The following is a 21,776-nucleotide window of genomic DNA, read 5'->3' as shown; positions in this document are numbered from 1 at the left end:
GCGACGATAACCGTCGCCCTTTTTACTGAAGGCCGCGTTAATCGTGCTCGTCTTCGTCGTCAAGCGTAATGGGTGAGACAAAATCATCCGGCTTAATCGCCAGCAGGTCACAGCGCAGGTGATCGATCACCTGCTCAGCCGTATTCCCCAGGAAAGCTGCCGACAGTCCGGTCCGTCCAATCGTCCCTAACACCACAATGCCCGCGCCAAGGTGGGCGGACAATTCCGGGATCACTTCTTCCGGCAGGCCTTTTTCAACGTGGGTAAACTCTTCACTGATGGAGAATTTTTGTCGCAGGGCCTTCATGGCTACCAGATGCTGGCCGCGAATGGCATCGTTGTAGACGCTGGGATCAAAGTCGGGCAGTTCGATAGCAATGTTGATTGGCGTAATCGGATAGGCGCCCACCAGATGCACTTCGGTATGATTGACGCTTTCGGCCAGTTTAACGGTTTCGCGAATGAGTTTCTGATTAAGCGCATCGTGGTGCGGTTCTTCGCTGGCCAGATTGACCGCCACCAGCGCTTTGCCGCCTTCGGGCCAGGGTTGATCCTTAACCATCCACACCGGGCAAGGGCACTTACGTAACAGGTGCCAGTCTGTCGGTGTAAAAATAACGGCTTCCAGCCGGTCGTGCTGGTGCGCCATTTTCAGCACTAAATCATGTTGATGCGCCAGCACTTCCTGGATGATTGCTTCATAGGGCCGGTTGTGCCAGATGACTTTAATGTCTATATCCACACCAGCATCCAGATAAGCCTGCGCCTGTTCACGAATCCATTCCGAGCGCTGGCTGATCACACCCTGACGCATCGCGGTGCGTTCATCTGGTGACAGCAGGGTGGTCATTTCGTATGAAAAGTCGTAGATGGGCAGAAATGCTTTGATTTTGCCGCCGATAAGCTGGTTGAGATAGACCGCACGTCGCAGCGCGGGCTGGTCATCCTGCTGAGGATCAATGGCGACCAGAATGTTTTGATACTGGGACATAGGCTACTCTCCTTAGACCGACGCGACTGGTTTAAAGATAGCCTATGTTAAGTGCACTAAGAAAGTGAAAAGATGTAGCCGGATCAACAAAATAAGATTTGTTAACCCGGCCTGAGGATTACGCCGCCTGGTGGCTCTGACCGGCCAGCGCTTCCAGCATCGCGTGGTTCTCAATGGTGATATATTTGCCTTTTACGGCCAGCATACCCGATTTCTGGAAACGCCCCAGCAGTCGGCTAATGGTTTCAACGGTTAACCCCAGATAATTCCCGATATCGCCGCGCGTCATCGTCAAACGGAACTCACGCTGTGAGAAGCCGCGCTGGCCATAGCGGCGGGATAAGTTCCAGACGAAGGCGGCCAGGCGCTCTTCCGCGTTTTTCTTGGACAGCAGCAAAATCATGTCCTGGTCGCCTTTAATTTCACCGCTCATCAGGCGCATCATCTGCTGACGCAGGGCAGGCATTTTGCCGGACAGGTCATCCAGCGTATCGAAAGGAATTTCGCAGACCATCGCCGTTTCCAGTGCCTGGGCGAAGCTGGGATGACTGGCGTTCATAATGGCGTCAAATCCCACCAGATCGCCGGCCAGGTGAAAACCGGTGATTTGTTCATCTCCCTGCTCGGTGATGGTATAGCTTTTAATGGTGCCGGAACGGATTGCGTAGAGCGACTTCAGCTCATCACCCGCTTTGAACAGCGTATGGCCTTTTTGAATGGGTTTTTTTCGCTCAATAATATTATCAAGCTGATCCAGCTCATGTTCATTAAGGGTGAAAGGGATGCATAGCTGACTGATGCTGCAATCCTGGCAGTGAATCGCACAACCGCCTGACTGAATACGTTTTTCAGGGAACATAGTAGTTTGCTCGACGATAATTGACTGGGGTCAATTTTACCATTTTCTCGGTGTAAGGGAACTCATCCGAGCAGTTTTTAGGCATACAAAAAGTGTGGTTTCCGCAATACTGCTAAAGGCTGTTATGACAGGGTTTTTTGATGTCATCTTATTAAGATCGTAAACAAATCTTTACGGATTTTTGATCTCATACAGAATTTATCTTAATCTGAAAGGCCAGAAGGGACGATAAAAACGGGATTAGCGCAGGCTTTACCGATTTTGCTACTATTTGGTTTCAAGTCAATTTTGCGTCATATCATTTACCAGGGGCGAGCCATGAACCTTGACGATGACAATCTGTTTCGTGACGCGATGAATGACGTTACGCCACTCAAAGATGCAGAAAATACGCGCTTGAATCACAGCGCCGCCAGCAAAAAAGTGCCGCCTCGGTCACCAGAACCTGAAGACGAAAACTTTTTAACCCGCGGTTACCTGGACATCATTCCTCTTGAGCAGCAACTTGAGTTTAAAGCTGAAGGCATCCAGCAGGGCGTGCTGAATAAATTACGCAAGGGGCAATATGCGCTGGATGCCAGCCTGAATCTGCTACGCCAGCCTGTTGAAACCTGCCGTCAAAATTTGTTTACCTTCATGCAGGATGTCCGTAAAGCCGGATACAGAAACCTGCTGATTATTCACGGCAAAGGCCGGGACAATGAATCTCATGCCAACATTGTGCGCAGCTATCTTGACCGCTGGTTGCGTGAATTTGACGACGTCCAGACCTTTTGTGTCGCACAGAAGCAGCATGGTGGCTCCGGTGCGCTGTATGTCGGTCTACGCAAAACGGAAAAAGCGCGTCAGGAAAACTGGGAGCGCCATGCTAAACGCAGTCGCTAGCTGTGAAACTTACGAATGGTACTCATCAACACTTCGGCGCTCAGGCTTAAGGTGTTACCGGTGCGCGTGATTATCCCGACGGGTTCACCCGGGCCGGGAGAGGTGATGGGCAACGATATCAGGGCATTGTGGCTGAGATCTTCTTTGACGGCCCCGGAAGGCACAAACCAGATGTAGTCATAGCGTAGCGCCAGCTGACGGGCCAGCGACGTTGAAGACGTTTCGACGCAATGGGGCGGCAGACAGCACCCTTGCTCATCCAGCATCTGCTGTGCCAGGCGGCGCGGCGCGGTGCCTTCCGGGGAAATCACAACAGGCCACTGCATGGCACGTGAAAGCGTGACGTTGTCACTTAAAAGCGGATGCTCCGGTCTGACGACCAGCTTTAATGACTCCAGAAACAGCAGTTCATAGGTCAGGCCGGTCATCATCTCTTTATCCGCCATTCGGCCGATGCCCAGATCAAACTCGCCCGCTCTCAGCCCCGCCAGCAACACATTATTATGTAAGGTGGCAACCTGAATGGTCGTGTTGGGACGCAGTTGATGAAAACGGTCAAGAATCTGTGGCAACATGCCCATCGCCGCCGTGGTTAAGGCACCAAGACGAATGACTACCGGACGCTCGTTGATCTGTTCATTAAAACTCTGGCCGGCATGATTCAGCGCTTCTAACACTTTTACCGCATGGATAAGAAACTGTTCTCCCATGGTGGTCAGTTGTGCGCCCAGCCGACCGCGTTCGAACAGGCGGACGCCAGTGAGTTCTTCAAGTTCGTTGAGGGTTTTAGAAAGCGCAGGTTGACTGAGACTTAAGGTCTCGGCTGCACGCCCCAGGGTTCCCTGCTGCGCGACGGCAACAAAGGCATGTAAATGGCGCAAGCGAATGCGCTGATTGAAAAGGATATTTTTTTCCATTTACCCAACTTAATGACATTGCCAGGTGACAGGCAACTATTTAAGCTGGATTTTGTTAACTTTGCTGCAAATTTTTATTAACAATGTGTACTTTTTGCAGCGGAGCGTTTTAAGTGGTTGATTATTAATGATGGCGTTGTTTTTCTGCCTGACACAACGTTTTTCACGGTTGCTGAAAAAACATCAACTTACCGCATTGCTTCTGCTTCGGCCGGAAATTTCATGCGTTTTATCGTTAACGATCAGCTATCATAAGTGCCGTTTTTTTTACCAAATCTGATAGTTGTTTAAGTCAGCCGTTGAGGAGTTTACCCGTGAGCAGTGTCGAGGCGGTAGATGTTCGCCAGTTAATTAATCAGGGTACTCTGAGTGGTGGCCAAATTCGGTTAATTGTACTCTGTTTTATCGTGGTTGCGCTTGATGGTATGGATATTGCCCTGATGGGCTTTATCGCGCCGACGCTGAAAACCGCCTGGCACGTCAGTACTCATCAGTTGGGTGTCGTGATCAGTGCAGCGCTGATTGGTCTGGCGCTGGGGGCGATGGTCGCCGGGCCGCTGGCCGACCGCTTTGGCCGCCGGTTAATGATCATTTTCAGCGTCCTGTTTTTTGGTCTGTGGACGCTGGTGACCGCATTTTCCCATAGTATCGAACAGATGATCCTGTTCCGTTTTTTGACCGGGCTGGGGCTGGGAGCGGCCATGCCCAATGTCAGTACGCTGGTGGCTGAATATGCGCCGGAGCGCCGCCGTTCATTCATTATCACCGTGGTGTTTTGTGGCTTTACCTTTGGGGCCGCCAGCGGCGGCTTTGCCGCGTCATGGTTGTTACCGCGTTATGACTGGCATTCCGTTCTGTTGCTGGGCGGCATTCTTCCTTTGCTGGTCCTGCCGGTCCTGATCCGTCAGCTTCCTGAATCGGTACGTTTCCTGATTAGTCGCGGTGCGCCCGCGCAGCACATTCGCGCCATTCTTGAACGTATTCTTCCCGGCAGTACGAGCCCGGATACGCATTTCCATGCGACCGAAGCGGAAAAATCACCTGCTGAACACAGCGCCATCGCAACGGTCATTTCTCCACGCTACCGCATCGGCAGCCTGATGCTCTGGGGCGGCTATTTTATGGGGCTGTTCCTGGTGTATCTGATCGGCAGCTGGCTGCCATCCCTGGTCAATACACAGGGAATGTCCGTGACGGAAGCGGCGATAATCACCGCGATGTACCAGGCAGGCGGCACGCTGGGATCGCTGTTTGCCGGCTGGCTGATGGATCGCTTCAATGCCAGTCTGTCGCTGGCTGTGATCTACTTCTGCGGCGGTATCGCTATTGTCGCGCTGGGTTTTTCACCGCCGCAGGTCGTTATCATGAGCGCCATTGCCTTCTGCAGCGGTTTTTGTTTTAACGGAGCGAATACCGGCATGAATGCGCTTTCCGCCAGCTACTATCCTACCCATGCCCGCGCAACCGGTTCCAGCTGGATGCACGGGGTGGGCCGAATCGGTGCCATCCTCAGTGCCTTTGTCGGGGCTGAAATGTTGTCACTCGGCTGGTCGTTCAGCGTTATTTTCTTGCTGCTCGCCATACCGGCACTGCTGACCACCGTGATGCTGGTGGTGAAAAATCGCTACGGTTTTAAGCCGATCACAAATTCATGATATTTTCCGCTGGCCGCAGCGCGTTGGATTACAGTAGCTGCAACGCTCATGCTGTCAGGTGGTAAATATGGATAACTTTATCAGTGCGGATACGATTCGCACGGGCTTCTCCCAGGCCATGTCGGACATGTATCAGCATGAAGTGCCGCTCTACGGGACGCTGATGCAGTTGGTGAAAGCAGTTAATGAGGCAACGCTTGCGGCTGATAGCGTGCTAGAGCAACGGCTGACCGAGGCCGATGAACTCAGCCGCCTCAGTCTGGAGCGCCACGGGGCCATTCGCGTCGGTAGCGCGGACGAGCTTGCCATGCTGCGCCAGATGTTTGCCGTCATGGGCATGTTTCCGGTGGGCTATTATGATCTGTCGCAGGCGGGCGTACCGGTGCACTCCACCGCGTTTCGCCCCATTGATGATGAAGCGCTGCAGCGCAATCCTTTTCGTATTTTTACCTCGCTGTTACGGCTGGAGCTGATTGCCGACCCGGCGCTTCGGGATGAAGCCGCACGGATATTAGCCTCGCGCGATATTTTCACGCCGGAATGCCGAAACCTCATCGCGCTGCATCAACAGCAGGGCGGACTGACGGCGCCCCAGGCGCAGGCGTTTATCAACGAAGCGCTGGAAACCTTCCGCTGGCATTCACACAGCCTTGTGGAGAGCCGCACCTATCAGGCGCTGAACCAGCAACATCGGTTGATCGCGGATGTGGTATGTTTTCCGGCCTGCCATATCAATCATCTTACGCCACGCACGCTGGATATTGATTGTGTTCAGGCGCTGATGCCGACGTATGGCATTGATCCCAAAACGGTGATCGAAGGTCCGCCCCGGCGCAAGGTGCCTGTTTTGTTACGCCAGACCAGCTTCAAGGCACTGGAAGAACCCGTCATTTTCACCGACGGTTTTCAGGGCACGCACACGGCGCGCTTCGGTGAGATCGAACAGCGCGGCGCGGCCTTAACGCCGCAGGGCCGCGCGCTTTACGATCGTCTGCTCAGCGAAGCCGGGAGCGGTGCGGATAATCAGCAGCACCAGCAGCAGCTCACGGCGACCTTTGCGGCTTTCCCGGATGATGAAAACGCATTACGTGAAGCCGGCTTAGCCTGGTTTACTTATCGGCTCAGCGAAAAAGGGCGAGCGGAACCGCCGCAGCGTGGGGAATCACTGGCAAGTCTGATTGAGCAGGGGCGGATTCTGGCGGACCCTATTATTTATGAAGATTTTCTGCCTGTCAGTGCGGCAGGGATTTTTCAGTCTAATCTCGGGGACAAAACGCCGACACGTTCGGCGGGACAGGCAAGCCGGAGCAGCTTTGAAACCGCACTGGGCTGCCCCGTGCAGGATGAAATGGTGCTGTATGCAGAGCGGCAGCGGGCGTCCTTACAGCGCTGCGGCATTACCTTATAATATGAACGGGGCGGAACCGCCCCGTTTTTCCTTTACTGCAGGCGCGTATCACGGACCAGCGTAAGTCTTCCCGCCCCCAGAAACATCACCACCAGAGCGCCGAACAGGTAAAGTGCTTCCGTTTCCAGTGCCCAGGCACCGACATCGGTGCGATGCCATACTGCGCCGGTTTTGACCAGCAGCGTGGCGACAACCATATTCACGGCAATGATAAACGCCGCTGGCCGGGTCATGAAGCCTGCGATCAGCATCAGCGGCGCAATCATTTCCCCCATCCAGGCACCCCAGGCGATAAAGCCCGGCAGACCGTGTTGTCGCAGCAAATGGGCAATCCAGCCCACGCCATGCACGAGCTTAAACTCACCATGAAACAGCAATAATCCCCCCAGAGTCAGACGTAGCAACAGTTTGCCGAGATCGGGATGATCGGTCATGCGCACAAAAACCTGATTGATACCGCTAAACATTGTCAGTTCCTCAAAGGCGTTTTCGTTACGCTCTCCACTAAAAACATTTTCATGACAGGGGTCAATCACGGCGACGCCTTCGGGCGATTTTTCAGCGCATTTACCGTTTTGCTTAACAACGCGTCAGAACTGGACAACATCAGATTGCCTGAAATAATGAAAAGGCACGCTAACAAGGAACACTGCATGAAAAATGACGGCCTGAAAATCGCGCTGACTGACGGAGAACTGCAGGGCACCCTTGATGACGGGATCTTTGTATTCAAGGGCATTCCGTATGCGGCACCGCCTGTCGGCGCGTATCGCTGGCGCGCGCCACAACCGGTTACGCCCTGGCACGGTGTACGCAATGCACAGCACTTTTCTGCAGCGAGTTGGCAGAATCGTGACTACTGCCTGGCGATTGGCGGAGGTGATCCTGGTGTATTCAGTGAAGACTGCCTGTACCTCAACGTCTGGACGCCAGAGCTGCAGCCAGAGGTTCCACTCCCGGTCATGGTCTGGCTTCACGGCGGTGGCTTTACGATCGGTTCAGGTGGGCTGGCACCCTATAGTGGAAAACCCTTAGCCTCGCGGGGTGCGGTGGTGGTGACCCTTAATTACCGTTTGGGACATCTGGGTTTTTTTGCTCATCCCGCACTGGAAAAAGAGCAGGCTGACACGGGCCATATCAACAATTTCGCGCTGCTTGATCAGATCGCGGCATTACGATGGGTACAGCAGCATATCGCCGCGTTTGGCGGGAATGCCAGCAACGTGACGCTGTTTGGCGAATCGTCGGGCGCCCGCAGTGTGCTTTCGCTTTGCTGCTCACCGCTGTCCCGGGGGTTGTTCCACAAAGGGATCGTGCAAAGTGCCTATAGCCTGCCAGACGTCACCCGCGACGCGGCACGTGAAAAAGGCGTTAAGGTGGCGACCACGCTGGGTTTACCGGCGGATGCCAGCATGGCGCAGCTGCGTGAGCTGCCTGCGGACGCCTTCTGGCCGCTGGACAGCTCGCTGGGCCTCGGTCCGGTGGCCATTGCCGGTGATACGGTGCTGCCCGAGCCGGTCCTGAAAACATTGATGGCGGGAAAACAGCACCGCCTGCCGCTGATGGCGGGCAGTAACAGCGATGAAGCGAGCGTACTGGTCTGGTTTGGCGTGGAGGCTGCCGCCGTGGTGGGACAGCTACGGCGTAATAACCATTTTCATTATCGGTTACTGCGCTGGATTTACCGTACCGGGGATGATGCGCTGCTGGGGCGGGCTGTCGCGCGGGATATGACGTTTAGCATTGTGCCCTGGCTGATCATGCGTGCGCAGGAGAAAGCGGGCATGCCGGGCTGGCGCTACTGGTTCGACTACGTTTCAGAACGATCGCACGATCTCTACCCGCACGGCACCTGGCATGGTAATGAAATCCCTTACGTGATGAATACGCTGGCGATGATGCCGCCTGCCGACGACGACCGCACCTTTACCGCCGCAGACCATGCTTTTTCTCAACAGGTTTGCGATTACTGGTTTCGCTTCGCACGTGATGTAACCCCGCACACGACGATGATTGAAGGCAAACAACGCTGGCCCGCCTGGCGCAAAAAGCATGACGTGACGATGTCACTGGGATGGCAGGGTCAAGCGGCTCTCAAACTGTTACCGGGTTTTATGCGCCGCCGCCTCGCTTTGTTCCGTTTGATGATGTCCCGCCTGGTGCGACTGTAAAGGGTGAACCAGCGCGGTGCGCGCCAAACGTACGCCGGCCTGCACATTTCCACCCGCACATTATCTGTGCGGGTGGATGAAAAAAAATAACAAGACCGTTACATTTTCCCGCGAGCTGCCGATAAATCTCCTGTGTCCGGTTTTACGGATTAACGTTCAAGGGATTTCTGTATGGGTATGCTTAAAAATTTCACTATTCGCACGGTTATGTTGACCATTCTGGGACTGTTTAGTCTGTTGTGGAGCGGCATTGGGCTGTTCAGCATTCATTCGCTTAACTCCCTCAGTGATGGCAATGATGTGGATCGCCATATCGTTGAGCAGATGACTGCGTTAAGTCAGGGTAACGACCAGTATTTTCGTATGATTACGCGTTTGTCGCGTGTGATGGAGAAAAAGGCCGCCGGTGTCGCCCAGGATGACACCGCCTTTGCTCCGGTACAGCAGGCGTTAGATAACATGCGTCATCAACTGGCGCTGTTTAAACAGCTGTCACCCGGACCTATGGACGCGGCCGTGACGAATGAGGTCATTGATAAATGGCAGCAACTGCTGGATCAGGGCGTCACCGTGCAGTTGCAGCGTGCCCGTCAGGATTCGCTGGATGCCTATCGTCAACAGGCGAATGACGTCACACCTGCGCTCAGCCGCGCCTTCGGTGCCAGCACCGAAGCGTTTAACAACGTGGCCAACAAGAAACTGGGACAAACCCGTGTCGAAGTGGATCGCCTGACCGCCGTGACTAAAACGATGATTTCAGCCACCGTGGTGATTGGTCTGCTGATTCTGCTGTTTACCGATCGTTATCTGGTCACAATGCTGGTCAAACCGCTGGAGAAAATTCGCGAGCATTTTGCCGTAATCGCCAAAGGGGATCTCAGTAAACCCGTTCAGGATATGGGCCGTAACTGCGTCGGTAAACTGGTTCCGCTGCTCAGTGCGATGCAGGACAGCCTGCGTGATGCGGTCAGTGCCATTCGCAGCGGCACAGAGAATATTTCGCGCGGTGCCGCCGAAATCTCTATTGGTAATAACGATCTGTCCTCCCGTACGGAAGAGCAGGCTGCCGCGCTGGAGCAAACCGCCGCCAGTATGGAACAGCTGACCGCGACCGTGAAATTTAACGCGGAAAATGCCCGTCAGGCCAGTGCACTGACCGAAGCGGCAACGCTGACGGCGAAGCAGGGCGGCAACCTGGTGGATGAAGTTGTGACCACCATGAACGGCATTTCCGACAGCTCGAAGAAAATCGCTGAGATCACCAACGTCATTAACGGTATTGCGTTTCAGACCAACATTCTGGCACTGAATGCGGCCGTAGAAGCCGCGCGTGCCGGTGAGCAAGGGCGAGGCTTTGCCGTCGTCGCCAGTGAAGTGCGCAATCTGGCACAGCGCAGCGCCGGTGCGGCGAAAGAAATCGCCGGGCTGATTGCCGATTCTGTGCAGCGCGTGGAAAAGGGCGCGGAACTGGTGGGTACCACCGGCGGCACGATGAGCGGCATTTTAAAATCCGTCCAGGATGTGGATGCAATTATGAAGCAGATCGCCGCCGCCTCGGAAGAGCAGAGCAAGGGCATTTCTCAGGTTGGTACGGCCGTAACGGAAATGGACAGTGTGACGCAGCAAAACGCGGCTCTGGTTGAAGAGGTTTCTGCCGCCGCCAGCGCGCTGGCGCTGCAGACGGAAGCGCTTCAGGCTTCTGTTGCACAGTTCCGGTTATCGAGCGATGCGCCGGTAGCGCTGACACAGGACAGAAGGCCGCCAGCGGCGTCTGCAGGCGTACTGCGTCCAAAAGCCGCCACGGCGGACAACGGCGACTGGGTCACCTTCTAATCAATATGATCACCGCCTTCATCATGAAGGCGGTGATGTTTCAACTGCCTGTCTTTGCCGTACTCCCCGATTGCGCCGCCAGATAACACAGTTTCTCCGCGACCTGATACGACTTAACGAACGACTTCACCGGCAGGAATTCGAAACGTGAATGGAAATTGTGCGCGCCTGTGAAAAAGTTAGGGGTGAAAATACCGCGGGCAGATAAGGCCGCGCCATCGGTACCGCCGCGCATGGGAATCACTTTGGGTGTAATGTCCAGATCGCGCATGGCAGCAAAAATCAGATCCAGCGCCCGGCGGTCGTCGCCCATGGCATTGCTGATATTGCTGTAAATATCGTGAATCGTTATCTCGACCTGTCCGGTGGGATAGCGTTCAGCAATCAGGCTGGCAACATGCTGCAATTGTTCTTTGCGCGCGGCAAAGCTCGCCAGATCGAAATCGCGAATTGATGCTTTCAGCGTCGCAACACTGGCATTGGCCTGCATTTCATTGAACCAGATATAGCCTTCACGGCCTTCCGTGTGTTCGGGCGTCGCCTGCCTGTCGAAGTGACTGATAAAGTCATGGGCCATCAGCAGCGGGTTGACCAGCACACCTTTACCGGACATCGGATGGGCGGGAACCCCGGTGAAACGCAGCTCTGCCGCCGCGCCATTGAAGTTTTCATAGACCACTTCACCCAGTTCACAACAGTCGATGGTCCAGGCAAAGTCCACATTAAAGCGGGTATTAAGATCCAGCGCTTTGGCACCGCGCAGGCCAATCTCTTCATCGGGGACAAACGCGACGACTACATCACCGTGCTGACCCTGCAGGTTTTCCGTTAACGTCATAACAACGCTAACCGCCGCTTTGTTATCGGCGCCCAGCACGCTGGTCCCGTCGCTGAAAATAATGTCCTGGCCCATATAAGGGGCAATTTCAGGATGCGCATCCCGGCGCAGCCAGATGTTCTGTTCGGGATTAAGGCACAGATCTTCGCCCTGCCAGGTCAGGATCTGCGGGTGAATATCAGGTGACAGACCGACGTCAACCGTATCAATGTGCGTAATAAACCCAATGCGTGGCGCGTCAGGGCAGTTGCCCGGTTTAACTGCCGTTACCGTCGCCTGTTCATCAACGACGACCTGTTCAAGCCCCAGTTCGCGCAATTCATCCGCCAGCAGCGCCGCCATCGCATGTTGATTCGGGGTGCTCGGTAAGGTGCTGGACTTTGCATCACTCTGACTGCTCACCGCCAGATAACGGAAAAAACGCGTGATCAACTGCGTCTGAAGTTTGTCGGTCATCACTAATCCTTATTAGTTGACTACATGCGGGGTTCGCTATGGTGAAGATTCATGCTATCAATCCACTGTTTGCACCGTTTATTTAGAGAGTCTGATATATAGAAGTCAACATAAAGCGAGGATAATAATGAGAAACAGGTTTACAACCCTGGGATTGCTGACGGCCGGTATCGCATTGGCAGGAAGTGTTAACGCGACGACGCTGGTCTACTGCTCAGAAGGCTCACCGGAGAACTTTAATCCGCAACTTTACACCTCGGGAACCAGCGTGGATGCCAGTGCCGTGCCGGTGTTTAACCGCCTGGTTGATTTTAAAACCGGCACCACAGAATTAATCCCAGGCCTTGCAGAACGCTGGGAGATCAGTCCCGACGGCAAAGTCTATACGTTCCATCTGCGGCATAACGTTAAATTTCAGAGCAATAAGCTGTTTACGCCCAGTCGTGATTTTAATGCGGATGACGTCATCTTCTCTTTTATGCGCCAGATGGACAGCAACCATCCCTATCACAACGTCTCGGGTGGGCACTATTCCAACTTCGACAGTCTTGAACTGGCCACGTTAATCACCCACATTGACCGCGTTGACGATCACACCGTGCGCTTTACGCTGGCGCACCCGGAAGCGCCATTTCTGGCCGATCTGGCCTGGTATTTCGCCTCCATTCACTCGGCTGAATATGCAGACAAGATGCTGAAAGCCGGCACACCGGAAAAAGTGGATAGCGATCCCATCGGAACAGGGCCTTTCCAGTTGGTTCAGTATCAAAAAGACTCACGCATTCTGTATAAGGCGTTTCCGGACTACTGGCAGGGCAAGGCCAGACTGGATAGGCTGATTTTCAGCATCACGCCAGACGCGGCCGTGCGCTACGCCAAACTGGAAAAAAATGAATGCCAGGTTATGCCGTTCCCGAATCCTGCCGATCTCGAAAAAATGAAACAAAATCCGGACATCACGCTGAAACAGGCCGCGGGACTGAATACCGGCTTCCTGGCCTTTAACACCACCAAAGCCCCGACCGATAATGTGCAGGTTCGCCAGGCGCTGGCCATGGCGATCAACAAGCCTGCTATTATCGAGGCGATTTTTAAAGGCACTGGCGTGGTGGCGAAAAACATTCTGCCCCCCGGCGTCTGGAGTGCCGACAAAGACCTGAAGGATTACGATTACGATCCGGAAAAAGCGAAAGCGTTATTGCAACAGGCAGGCGTGAAACCAGGGACGGAAATTGCGCTCTGGGCGATGCCGGTACAGCGTCCCTATAATCCCAACGCACGCAGAATGGCGGAGATGATCCAGGCAGACTGGGCAAAAGTGGGCATCAAAGCCAATATTGTCAGTTACGAATGGGGCGAATACCTGAAACGTGTGCGCAGCGGTGAACATCAGGCGGCCCTGATGGGCTGGACGACGGCAACCGGGGATCCGGATAACTTCTTTGGTCCGCTTTACAGTTGCACGTCGGCGAAAGGGGGATCGAACTCATCAAAATGGTGCTATCAGCCCTTTGAAAAGCTGATTACCGCCGCCCGTGCCGAACCCGATCAAGCCAAACGCACGGTCATGTATCTGCAGGCGCAGCAAATCATGCACGACCAGATGCCGGCCGTAATGATTGCCCATTCCACCATTTTCGAACCGATCCGCAAATCGGTGACCGGTTACGAAGTGGATCCCTTCGGCAAACATATCTTTTATCAGGTCGATATTAAGCCGTAATGTCCGTCACCGGCTTCACAGGGAGGTGAGTCGGTTTGCCTGCAAAATCCCTGATATGTTGTACAGTTAACCTGTATAGGTAATGAAGTGGAGCACAAAAATGGCAAACGGCTGGGCAGCAGAAGGGGCAGTACAGGAGCAAATCGACAGCACCGTTAATGACGGTATCGAACGTGTGCGTCAGTCACTGGGACAGGGGGAAAGTGCCACAGAATGCGAACTGTGCGGCGAGCCGATTCCCGAAGCCCGCCGTCAGGCACTCAAGGGCGTGCGTTATTGCGTTTCCTGTCAGGAAAAGATCGATAAGCAGAAAAAAGAGAGCAGTCTCTACAACCGGCGTGGGAGTAAAGACAGCCAGCTACGCTGATCTCAGGAGCCAGGCATCGCCAGGCCGCTGCCGATGAACCAGGCGAGAAAGCCAATACCTGCCACGATGATAGCGATGGGGAACAGCAGACCAATTCTCATAATTATCCTGTGAGGTTACGCCACGTCAGGCCAGCCGCAAGGCGGCACGGTTGTTCTTCAGCAAAGTAAATAATTCAAACTGCGTGGCGTCCGTGATCTGACGCTGCACTTCACCTTGCGTATACAGCAGCAGATGAATATGCCCCAGTTGACGCCAGACGATGATCGCCGAGGCAATCAAGGCGCAGGTCGTTTCTGCCTGCACGCATTCTACTGTAGCGTAGCGAACGTCGTCTAAATCATTCGTGAAAATTTTCACCGCCTCAGCAGGTAAGATGGCATGGAGATCCTGCAACATCACCCGGCTGACGCTACGCGACAGGTACAGCGTTAACCACTTTCTCGTCATGAACGTTGATCCTTTTTCGAGGTTAACAGATGTAATGGATGAGTCAGGTAGAAGGGCATCCTCTGACAATATAAGCGGTTATCCGGTGTGTTTAGCACCTCTGACGCGCTGCACCTTCGGACGCCGGAACAGGTCGTCTGGCCGTTCAGTGCCGCAGTGCATGATAGCAGACGAAGACGCATCGGCAGGCTTCTGCGAGGCGCAGAAGCCTGCTTCAGTTAACCATTAGAGCGTAACTGTGGGTAGCGCCGGAAAATATACACGCACCATAGCAGCGCGACCAGGCCGATCATCGCCCCCACGTTACCGACGTCAGACAGGCTCATATATACGCTCACCTGACTGCCCAGTAACGCGCCCGCACCGATGCCGATGTTGTAAATGCCGGACATCAGCGACATCGCCACGTCGGTGGCATCGGGGGCCAGTGACAGGACACGGATTTGCATCGCCAGGCCAATCATCATCATCGCCATTCCCCAGACGACGCAGAGGGTGATAATAGCGCCAGGACGCACGGCGGCAAAAATTAACAGCCCCATGCATAAGGTGACCAGGGCGATGGCGCTGATCAGCAACGCTGAGGGAAAGCGTTTACCCAGCGAACTGAACAGCAGACTGCCAATAATGCCGGCAGAACCAAACAGTAACAGCAGCAGGGTGGTAAAACTTTCGCTGGCATTCGCCACCAGTTGCATAAAGGGTTCAATATAGCTGTAAGCCGTATAGTGCGCGGTCACAATGAGTGTAACCAGCAGGTACATGCCTGCCAGGGCCGGGCGGCGGAACAACAGCGGTACGCTGCTCAATGAACCGGTGTGTTCACTGGGCAGACGCGGCAAGACGCGCGCCAGCATAATCATCAGGATCAACGCTGACAGCCCGATCACGCCAAAGGTGGTGCGCCAACCCAGCGCCTGCCCCACAACGCGACCAATGGGCACCCCCAGCACCATGGCCAGTGCCGTACCGGTTGCCAGCATACTGAGCGCCTGCGTTTTTTTACCGGCAGGCGCCACACGAATGGCCAGTGAGGCGGTAATGGACCAGAACACCGCATGTGACAGCGCAATGCCAATGCGGGAAACGATTAACGAACTGAAGCTCCAGGCGAATGTCGAAAGAATATGGCTGGCTACAAAGAGGCTAAACAGTACCGTAAGCAGTAACCGCCGTTCAACATTACGCGTCAGCAGCATTAACGGCAGGGACAGCAGCGCCACCACCCAGGCATAAATTGTCAGCATAATGCCCACTTCAGCGGTTTTCATCGAAAACCCGGCAGCAATATCCGACAGTAAACCCACCGGTACGAACTCAGTGGTATTGAAAACAAAAGCGGCGATGGCCAGCAGCACCACGCGTAGCCAGGCCGTTTTACGGGAAACAGTTGTTAAAGGCATGAGAAGTTAAATCTGTCTGTGCGTCAAAAGAGGATGACAACGATCATCCCACGAAAGTGACCTGCGTCACAATTTAGTGGCTATTGTGTAGGAATCAAGCGCCGGGTGGAACCACCTGGCGCAGATTATGGTGATTTTTTTAGCCCGATGTGCAGCGTCATGGAATCAGGGCTGGCGCGTCCCGCGTCCCGGCATCATACGCAGCAGCGTATTGTCCTTCAGCGCATAGTGATGGAACAGGGCTGCAGCGACATGTAAGCCGATGAGCCAGTAGCCCAGTGGCGCCAGGGTTTCATGCCAGTCGACGAGCGTATCAGAGAGATCGAAATCAGGTTCCGCAGCGACCGGCATGGGAATGCCGAATAATAACCACTCACGGCCCTTCAGGTAACGTGAGGCGATACCCAGCACCGGCAGGCTGATAAATAAGGCATAAATCAACGTGTGCGTCAGGTGTGCCAGGCCCGTTTGCCAGCGCGGTACGGGGGGCGTAATCGCGGGGCTGCGATGGCGAATTTTCAGCAGTAACCGTGACAGCATCACCACCAGAATGGTTGCGCCCGCGCTAAAGTGTGTCACGGTCATCACAAAGCGCTGCCAGGAGCCCCGTTCCACATAACCGCGCAGCTCCATCGTGGCATAGACAATAATCAGCAGCAGCACGGTCAGCCAGTGAAGGGCAATTTGAGACGCCGCATATTTATCACGCATGTTAAATCCCTGTATGAAGAGTAAGGCCTCTAAGATAACGGAAAAAAGGCAAAATGCTTAACGAATTGGCGACTTAAAGCGGGACGGCTACAGGGGCAGGTCGGCAGCAACTGAACGGCGGGCTGGCAGGGCAGATGGCGGCGATATTCCGCCATCCTCGGGAAAAACGCGGCTGAATGGGATCGCAAAGGCATGCGCTGTGATCAGAAATCGATACCGTGCTTCAGTCCAACGCTGTCATGCAGGGGTGGGGTTTGAGCAGACATAACCGGGCAACAGTCGTCGCAGCCTAATGCGCTGGCATAATATTTTCGGGCCTGCTGTATAGCCGCTGTTGCAGAGTAAAACGTGCCCAGAAACAGTCGGTCTTCCAGACCCGGAAGGTAGCGACAGCCTTTGGCGTGTACCACGTGGTTATCGTTGTAACCGGATTGTTTATTGACGTAATAGTAATGCGCCATGAGGTCTCCCCTAACAGTGAATTCAAAGATGGCATTAATCTTTGGGATTAAACCGATTATAGCGGGGAAACACCGGTAGTTAGCAATGATACTGATAATACGGACAATTCTTGTACAGCGGATTTTCCGGGCCGCATTGTGCCCGGAAAATTTGTTAAGTTTTGCTAGAGTTTGCGTTGATGCAGCCGCCACGCGACCGCCAGAGCCAGCAGCAGCAGGGTAGAGATAAACACGGTTATGCCCGGCCAGCCAAACTGATGCCAGAAAAAGCCCCCTGCCGTACCCGCCACGCTGGACCCCACATAATAACTGAACAGATACAGTGAAGACGCCTGGCCTTTTGCGCGACGCGCGCGTGGCCCAATCCAGCCGCTGGCCACGGAGTGTGCGGCGAAAAAGCCAGCACTGAACAGCATCATCCCAATAAAGATCAGAACCAAGGCATGAAAGGCGGTCAGGAGCAGGCCCGTCAGCATGATAAGCGTTGCGCCCAGCATCACCGGCCCCCGGCCATATCGACTGGTTAACGCGCCGGCTTTGGGCGAACTCCACGAACCGGTCAGGTAAACCACGGACAGCAGTCCCACCACGGCCTGGCTTAAATGCCACGGCGCACCCAGCAGCCGATAGCCGATATAGTTAAACAGGGTGACGAACGCCCCCATAAGCAGTAAGCCTTCCGCGAACAGCAAGGGCAGGCCCGCGTCGCGCCAGTGCAGGCGAAAGTTAATGGCCAGATGGCGGGGGCGCAGGGATGTCGGGTGAAAATGCCGCGAGGCGGGCAAAATTTTCCAGAACATCAGGGCGGCCGCCAGGGCAAAACAGCCAATGGCGGCAATGGCGACGCGCCAGGAGAAAAAGTCGGTTAATACGCCGCTGATCAGGCGACCGCTCATCCCGCCAATCGAATTTCCGCTGATATACAGCCCCATCGAAAAGGCGACTACGCTGGGATGGATTTCTTCACTGAGATAAGTCATCCCGACGGCCGCTACACCGCTGAGCGACAGGCCAATAAGCGCCCGCATCAGCAGAATGCCGTGCCAGCTTGTCATGGTGGCCGAAATCAGCGTGCAGACGGAAGCCAGCATCAGCGCGGTGACCATGACAGATTTGCGACCGACAGCATCGGACAAGGGGCCGGTAATCAGTAAGCCCAGCGCCAGTGTCGCGGTGGAGACTGAAAGGGAAATACTGCTGGCGGCCGGTGACACGCCAAACTGTGCAGAGAGGACCGGCAGCAGCGGCTGCACACAATACAGCAGGGCAAAGGTGGCCAGCCCGGCCGAAAACAGCGCCAGTGTCACGCGCATAAAGGGCGGAGTGCCGCGCACGATCCACGCCTGAGAAGGTGATGCAGGCTGCTGCGCCACATTTCTGTCCAGGGCGACAGCCGATGAAGAGCGATTCACAGTAATCCTTATGAGTAAAAACAACGAATAACGTAAGGCTAGGAAAAGCGGATTAGGTTGTCTAATATATTAATAATCTCAAATAATATTTTTAACCTATGAATATCGAGCTGCGTCACCTGCGTTATTTTATTGCCGTTGCAGAAGAGCTGCATTTTGGCCGCGCGGCGCAACTGCTGCATATTTCTCAGCCGCCGCTCAGTCAGCAAATCATGCACCTTGAGGCAGAAACCGGGGCGCAGCTGTTTAACCGCACCAACCGCAGCGTGCAGCTCACGCCGGCCGGGCAACAATTTTTGCAGGATGCGCGCGCCATCCTGTTGCAGGTTGAGCAGGCGACCCAGCGGGCGGCACGACTACATCGGGGAGAAGAAGGGGAACTGCGCATCGGCTTTACCTCCTCTGCCGCTTTTATTGGTGTCGTCTCGGATGCGCTCTACCTGTTTCGCCAGCGCTGGCCTGATGTTCATGTTCAGATGCAGGAAATCAATACCCGGCAGCAGCTGACACCGCTCCATGAAGGGAAACTCGATTTGGGTGTGATGCGCAACACGCCGCTGCCTGCCGATCTGCATCATCAGCTCCTGTTACAGGAGCCGCTATGCGCGGTGGTGCACAAAGCCCATCCGCTGGCGTCCGCCGGGAAGATTTCTTTACAGGCGCTGGCCAGTGAGCCTTTTGTCTTTTTCGATCCGCAGGTGGGAACGGCGCTTTACAGCGAAATACTCGATTTACTGCAACGCTATCAGATCAAACCCTATATCACTCAGGAAGTGGGCGAGGCGATGACAATTCTCGGTCTGGTCGCGACCGGTTTAGGCGTGTCTATTTTACCGGCATCGTTCAGCCATGCCCGCCTGACGAATGTCGTCTGGCTGCCGCTTGAGGAACCGGATGCACTTTCGGAAATGTGGCTGGTCTGGTCTGCGCAACGGGAAATGAGCGCGCAGATGGCCCATATGATGGCGCTGTTGCGGCGGGAAAACGAACGCTCTCGCTAAAGGCGGAAAAATTATGTGTGATAAATCACATATCTAAGCAAATATTTGCCGCAAAAGGTGAATCTGCCGCACCATAGCGGATATTTATTTAGAAGCGCGAAAATAACCGGAGCAGGGTGTGAGTTCGGACAGCCAACCTGGCCATATTGACCAAATTAAACAAATCAATGCTGGCGTCGTTTACCGATTAATTGATCAGCATGGCCCCGTCTCGCGCATTGAATTGTCCAGGCGCGCCCAGTTAGCCCCAGCCAGTATTACCAAAATTGTCCGGGAAATGCTGGATGCCCATCTGGTTCAGGAAACCGAATTCCAGGATCCGGGCGCGCGTGGTCGTCCCGCTATCGGGTTAATTCTGGACACGGAGGCCTGGCACTACCTGGCCCTTCGCCTGCACCGTGGCACATTAACCCTGACGCTTCGCGATTTGAGCAGCAGGGCGCTGGTTGAAGACCATTTGCCCCTCCCGGATGATCCCACCCAATCCTTACTGACCACACTGACCGACCATGTTGATGCGTTTTTTATCCGCCATCAAAAGCGGCTGGAAAGGCTGACCGCCATTGCTATCACGTTGCCGGGGCTGATCAACGTCGCATCAGGCGTGGTGCACCGGTTACCCGGTTATACCTGCCATGATATGCCACTGGGCAGCACCCTGGCGGCCCGAACCGGCCTGCCGGTGTTTATCCAGCATGATATCTCGGCCTGGACATTGGCAGAATCCCTGTTTGGCGCATCGCGCGGTGCGCAGGATGTCATTCAGATTGTCATTGATGAAACCGTGGGGGCGGGCGTGATCACGGACGGACAGTTACTGCACAAAAGCGGACGTGCGCTGGTCGAAGTGGGCCATACGCAGGTCGATCCCTATGGTCAGCAATGTTACTGCGGGAATCATGGCTGCCTGGAAACGGTGGCCAGTACCGGCAGTCTGCTGGCCCTTGTTGCTCAGCGTCTGCCGGGACAGCCCGACAGCCTGTTACATCATCAAACCTTAACGCTGGAGGCGGTCTGTGAGGCGGCCCGGGCGGGTGACAGGCTGGCCCGCGATGCCATCGCCACGGTAGGGCATCATGTGGGCAGGCTGCTTGGTATGATGGTAAACATCTTCAATCCTCAACATATTCTTATCGGTTCACCGCTAAATCAGGCGGCGGACATCCTGTTCCCGGCGGTACAAAACACCATTCATCAGCAGTCGTTACCGGCTTACAGCGCAGGCATTCAGCTTGCACCTACTGAGTTTACTGAGCCTGGCACACTCGGTGCGGCGGCGCTCATTAAAGATTCGCTCTATAGCGGTTACCTGTTAGTGAAGTTACTACAAGGTTAAGCAACACTAACCTTGCGCTAACGCAATCTGCCCGTGCTTTTCCTTCCTTAGAATGTCTGTTCGCACGAAAGACTCATCGCCGATGAGTCGAAACCGCTGGTGAAGGAGACGTCGAGTGAAAACGCTATTTATTGCGGGAACAGATACCGAAGTGGGAAAAACCGTTGTGTCGCGCGCCCTGTTACAGAGTTTTATTCAGGCCGGTTTCAGTGCCGCAGGCTACAAGCCTGTTGCCCGTTGTGGTGTCAAAACGGAAGAGGGCCTGAGAAATAAAGATGCGTTGTTTTTACAAAGCGCCTCGTCCATGACGTTGCCTTATCAGGCTGTGAATCCCGTTATTTTCGAAAAAGAAGAAATCGGGGGTTATCCGCCTTGTGAGGTTAACTATGCGCGAATCAGTCAGGGGTTAAAGAACCTGCATCAACTGGCCGATCGCGTCGTGGTTGAGGGCACAGGAGGCTGGCGCAGCCTGATGAATGATGCCCAGCCGTTATCGGCCTGGGTGGTGGAACAACAGTTGCCGGTGATCCTGGTCGTGGGGATTAAAACGGGCTGCATCAGCCATGCGTTGCTGACGGCTGAGGCTATTCTGGGTGATGGCTTAACGCTGGCAGGCTGGGTGGCAAACCGGATCAATCCGGGGCTGGCGCACTATGCGGAGATCATTTCAGTCCTGCGTGACAAGCTTCCTGCGCCGCTGTTGGGTGAGTTGCCCTATTTGCCGCGTGTTGAGCAGCGTGATGTGTCCCGCTACCTGGATATCTCCCTGCTCGATGCCGACAAGCTGCCGGTTGCAAAGGCGAAAATAGCCTGACGCCCTTCATCTGAAAACACACGCTAATAAGAAAGACAGTGACACAGGATGCGAAACACGAAACCCGCTCGATGGAAAAGGGCCG

Annotated in this window: 21 protein-coding genes; 10 read left to right on the top strand and 11 right to left on the bottom strand. The window is 54.6% G+C overall.

Annotated elements, in window-relative coordinates:
* Positions 1 to 37: 37 nt before the first annotated feature.
* Together uspE and G5574_RS02390 are read right to left on the bottom strand one after the other, a co-directional pair.
* Positions 38 to 991, bottom strand: coding sequence for a universal stress protein UspE (uspE, locus tag G5574_RS02395; RefSeq protein WP_006119247.1), 954 nt, complete (start codon positions 989 to 991; stop codon positions 38 to 40).
* Between the two features lie 118 nt (positions 992 to 1,109).
* Positions 1,110 to 1,850 carry a fumarate/nitrate reduction transcriptional regulator Fnr gene (locus tag G5574_RS02390; RefSeq protein ID WP_006119246.1) on the bottom strand — a complete coding sequence of 247 codons (741 nt, stop codon included), beginning with the start codon at positions 1,848 to 1,850 and terminating at the stop codon, positions 1,110 to 1,112.
* A gap of 318 nt (positions 1,851 to 2,168) precedes the next feature.
* On the opposite strand from G5574_RS02390, the gene smrA reads away from it, so the two are divergent.
* Positions 2,169 to 2,735: a DNA endonuclease SmrA gene (gene smrA, locus G5574_RS02385; RefSeq protein ID WP_164481983.1), complete on the top strand. Its 567-nt coding sequence runs from the start codon at positions 2,169 to 2,171 to the stop codon at positions 2,733 to 2,735.
* On the opposite strand, the gene G5574_RS02380 is transcribed toward smrA, so the two are convergent.
* The gene (locus tag G5574_RS02380; protein WP_033741756.1) at positions 2,732 to 3,652 is read right to left on the bottom strand and encodes a LysR substrate-binding domain-containing protein; all 921 of its coding nucleotides are present in this window, start codon (positions 3,650 to 3,652) and stop codon (positions 2,732 to 2,734) included. The genes smrA and G5574_RS02380 overlap by 4 nt on opposite strands.
* Positions 3,653 to 3,966: 314 nt before the next feature.
* Between G5574_RS02380 and G5574_RS02375 the strand changes: the two genes are divergently transcribed.
* Positions 3,967 to 5,307 (top strand): MFS transporter, encoded by a 1,341-nt coding sequence (locus G5574_RS02375; RefSeq protein ID WP_033741755.1) that lies wholly within the window; start codon positions 3,967 to 3,969, stop codon positions 5,305 to 5,307.
* A gap of 67 nt (positions 5,308 to 5,374) precedes the next feature.
* On the top strand, positions 5,375 to 6,715 hold the full coding sequence (gene hglS / locus G5574_RS02370; RefSeq protein WP_164481982.1) for a 2-oxoadipate dioxygenase/decarboxylase HglS: 1,341 nt from the start codon (positions 5,375 to 5,377) through the stop codon (positions 6,713 to 6,715).
* Positions 6,716 to 6,747: 32 nt separating this feature from the next.
* On the opposite strand, the gene G5574_RS02365 is transcribed toward hglS, so the two are convergent.
* On the bottom strand, positions 6,748 to 7,182 hold the full coding sequence (locus G5574_RS02365; protein ID WP_164483182.1) for a DoxX family protein: 435 nt from the start codon (positions 7,180 to 7,182) through the stop codon (positions 6,748 to 6,750).
* A 186-nt stretch (positions 7,183 to 7,368) separates the two neighbouring features.
* On the opposite strand from G5574_RS02365, the gene G5574_RS02360 reads away from it, so the two are divergent.
* Both G5574_RS02360 and G5574_RS02355 read left to right on the top strand, forming a co-directional pair.
* Complete coding sequence (locus G5574_RS02360; RefSeq protein ID WP_164481981.1) at positions 7,369 to 8,886, top strand: carboxylesterase/lipase family protein; 1,518 nt, start codon at positions 7,369 to 7,371, stop codon at positions 8,884 to 8,886.
* Positions 8,887 to 9,057: 171 nt separating this feature from the next.
* A complete protein-coding gene (locus G5574_RS02355) occupies positions 9,058 to 10,719 on the top strand; it encodes a methyl-accepting chemotaxis protein (protein WP_164481980.1) in 1,662 nt (553 codons plus the stop codon).
* Between the two features lie 40 nt (positions 10,720 to 10,759).
* Here the strand turns inward: G5574_RS02355 and pepT are convergent, their stop codons facing one another.
* A complete protein-coding gene (pepT, locus tag G5574_RS02350) occupies positions 10,760 to 12,013 on the bottom strand; it encodes a peptidase T (protein WP_164481979.1) in 1,254 nt (417 codons plus the stop codon).
* A gap of 127 nt (positions 12,014 to 12,140) precedes the next feature.
* Here pepT and G5574_RS02345 point away from each other — a divergent pair, with 127 nt between their 5' ends.
* Together G5574_RS02345 and G5574_RS02340 are read left to right on the top strand one after the other, a co-directional pair.
* A complete protein-coding gene (locus tag G5574_RS02345; RefSeq protein ID WP_039340267.1) occupies positions 12,141 to 13,736 on the top strand; it encodes an ABC transporter substrate-binding protein in 1,596 nt (531 codons plus the stop codon).
* Between the two features lie 100 nt (positions 13,737 to 13,836).
* A complete protein-coding gene (locus tag G5574_RS02340) occupies positions 13,837 to 14,103 on the top strand; it encodes a DksA/TraR family C4-type zinc finger protein (RefSeq protein ID WP_006119238.1) in 267 nt (88 codons plus the stop codon).
* 2 nt (positions 14,104 to 14,105) lie between these two features.
* Here the strand turns inward: G5574_RS02340 and G5574_RS02335 are convergent, their stop codons facing one another.
* The 6 genes from G5574_RS02335 to G5574_RS02310 form a co-directional block, all read right to left on the bottom strand.
* A complete protein-coding gene (locus G5574_RS02335) occupies positions 14,106 to 14,204 on the bottom strand; it encodes a YoaK family small membrane protein (protein WP_015700245.1) in 99 nt (32 codons plus the stop codon).
* Between the two features lie 25 nt (positions 14,205 to 14,229).
* On the bottom strand, positions 14,230 to 14,553 hold the full coding sequence (locus G5574_RS02330) for a hypothetical protein (RefSeq protein WP_164481978.1): 324 nt from the start codon (positions 14,551 to 14,553) through the stop codon (positions 14,230 to 14,232).
* Positions 14,554 to 14,771: 218 nt separating this feature from the next.
* Positions 14,772 to 15,956 (bottom strand): sugar transporter, encoded by a 1,185-nt coding sequence (locus tag G5574_RS02325; RefSeq protein WP_164481977.1) that lies wholly within the window; start codon positions 15,954 to 15,956, stop codon positions 14,772 to 14,774.
* A gap of 165 nt (positions 15,957 to 16,121) precedes the next feature.
* Positions 16,122 to 16,667, bottom strand: a complete 546-nt coding sequence (gene cybB / locus G5574_RS02320) for a cytochrome b561 (RefSeq protein WP_006119234.1) — start codon at positions 16,665 to 16,667, stop codon at positions 16,122 to 16,124.
* Between the two features lie 203 nt (positions 16,668 to 16,870).
* Positions 16,871 to 17,128 carry a hypothetical protein gene (locus tag G5574_RS02315; protein ID WP_033741742.1) on the bottom strand — a complete coding sequence of 86 codons (258 nt, stop codon included), beginning with the start codon at positions 17,126 to 17,128 and terminating at the stop codon, positions 16,871 to 16,873.
* Positions 17,129 to 17,292: 164 nt separating this feature from the next.
* Positions 17,293 to 18,540, bottom strand: coding sequence for an MFS transporter (locus tag G5574_RS02310; protein ID WP_006119230.1), 1,248 nt, complete (start codon positions 18,538 to 18,540; stop codon positions 17,293 to 17,295).
* Between the two features lie 98 nt (positions 18,541 to 18,638).
* On the opposite strand from G5574_RS02310, the gene G5574_RS02305 reads away from it, so the two are divergent.
* The 3 genes from G5574_RS02305 (at position 18,639) to bioD (ending at position 21,691) form a co-directional block, all read left to right on the top strand.
* Positions 18,639 to 19,541: a LysR family transcriptional regulator gene (locus G5574_RS02305; RefSeq protein WP_164481976.1), complete on the top strand. Its 903-nt coding sequence runs from the start codon at positions 18,639 to 18,641 to the stop codon at positions 19,539 to 19,541.
* Positions 19,542 to 19,659: 118 nt separating this feature from the next.
* Positions 19,660 to 20,877 (top strand): sugar metabolism global transcriptional regulator Mlc, encoded by a 1,218-nt coding sequence (mlc, locus tag G5574_RS02300; RefSeq protein WP_110267473.1) that lies wholly within the window; start codon positions 19,660 to 19,662, stop codon positions 20,875 to 20,877.
* A gap of 115 nt (positions 20,878 to 20,992) precedes the next feature.
* The gene (gene bioD / locus G5574_RS02295; RefSeq protein ID WP_164481975.1) at positions 20,993 to 21,691 is read left to right on the top strand and encodes a dethiobiotin synthase; all 699 of its coding nucleotides are present in this window, start codon (positions 20,993 to 20,995) and stop codon (positions 21,689 to 21,691) included.
* Positions 21,692 to 21,776: the final 85 nt, after the last annotated feature.

Origin of the sequence: Pantoea stewartii, assembly GCF_011044475.1 — a bacterium.
Taxonomy (GTDB): domain Bacteria; phylum Pseudomonadota; class Gammaproteobacteria; order Enterobacterales; family Enterobacteriaceae; genus Pantoea; species Pantoea stewartii.
This window is presented reverse-complemented; position numbering and strand designations above follow the sequence as displayed.

Coding starts and splice junctions, on each gene's coding strand:
- G5574_RS02345 (WP_039340267.1), top strand. CDS start 12,141: ATGAGAAACAGGTTTACAACCCTGGGATTGCTGACGGCCGGTATCGCA.
- pepT (WP_164481979.1), bottom strand. CDS start 12,013: ATGACCGACAAACTTCAGACGCAGTTGATCACGCGTTTTTTCCGTTAT.
- G5574_RS02315 (WP_033741742.1), bottom strand. CDS start 17,128: ATGGCGCATTACTATTACGTCAATAAACAATCCGGTTACAACGATAAC.
- uspE (WP_006119247.1), bottom strand. CDS start 991: ATGTCCCAGTATCAAAACATTCTGGTCGCCATTGATCCTCAGCAGGAT.
- G5574_RS02380 (WP_033741756.1), bottom strand. CDS start 3,652: ATGGAAAAAAATATCCTTTTCAATCAGCGCATTCGCTTGCGCCATTTA.
- hglS (WP_164481982.1), top strand. CDS start 5,375: ATGGATAACTTTATCAGTGCGGATACGATTCGCACGGGCTTCTCCCAG.
- G5574_RS02305 (WP_164481976.1), top strand. CDS start 18,639: ATGAATATCGAGCTGCGTCACCTGCGTTATTTTATTGCCGTTGCAGAA.
- G5574_RS02360 (WP_164481981.1), top strand. CDS start 7,369: ATGAAAAATGACGGCCTGAAAATCGCGCTGACTGACGGAGAACTGCAG.
- G5574_RS02335 (WP_015700245.1), bottom strand. CDS start 14,204: ATGAGAATTGGTCTGCTGTTCCCCATCGCTATCATCGTGGCAGGTATT.
- G5574_RS02330 (WP_164481978.1), bottom strand. CDS start 14,553: ATGACGAGAAAGTGGTTAACGCTGTACCTGTCGCGTAGCGTCAGCCGG.
- G5574_RS02355 (WP_164481980.1), top strand. CDS start 9,058: ATGGGTATGCTTAAAAATTTCACTATTCGCACGGTTATGTTGACCATT.
- G5574_RS02390 (WP_006119246.1), bottom strand. CDS start 1,850: ATGTTCCCTGAAAAACGTATTCAGTCAGGCGGTTGTGCGATTCACTGC.
- G5574_RS02365 (WP_164483182.1), bottom strand. CDS start 7,182: ATGTTTAGCGGTATCAATCAGGTTTTTGTGCGCATGACCGATCATCCC.
- smrA (WP_164481983.1), top strand. CDS start 2,169: ATGAACCTTGACGATGACAATCTGTTTCGTGACGCGATGAATGACGTT.
- G5574_RS02325 (WP_164481977.1), bottom strand. CDS start 15,956: ATGCCTTTAACAACTGTTTCCCGTAAAACGGCCTGGCTACGCGTGGTG.
- G5574_RS02340 (WP_006119238.1), top strand. CDS start 13,837: ATGGCAAACGGCTGGGCAGCAGAAGGGGCAGTACAGGAGCAAATCGAC.
- cybB (WP_006119234.1), bottom strand. CDS start 16,667: ATGCGTGATAAATATGCGGCGTCTCAAATTGCCCTTCACTGGCTGACC.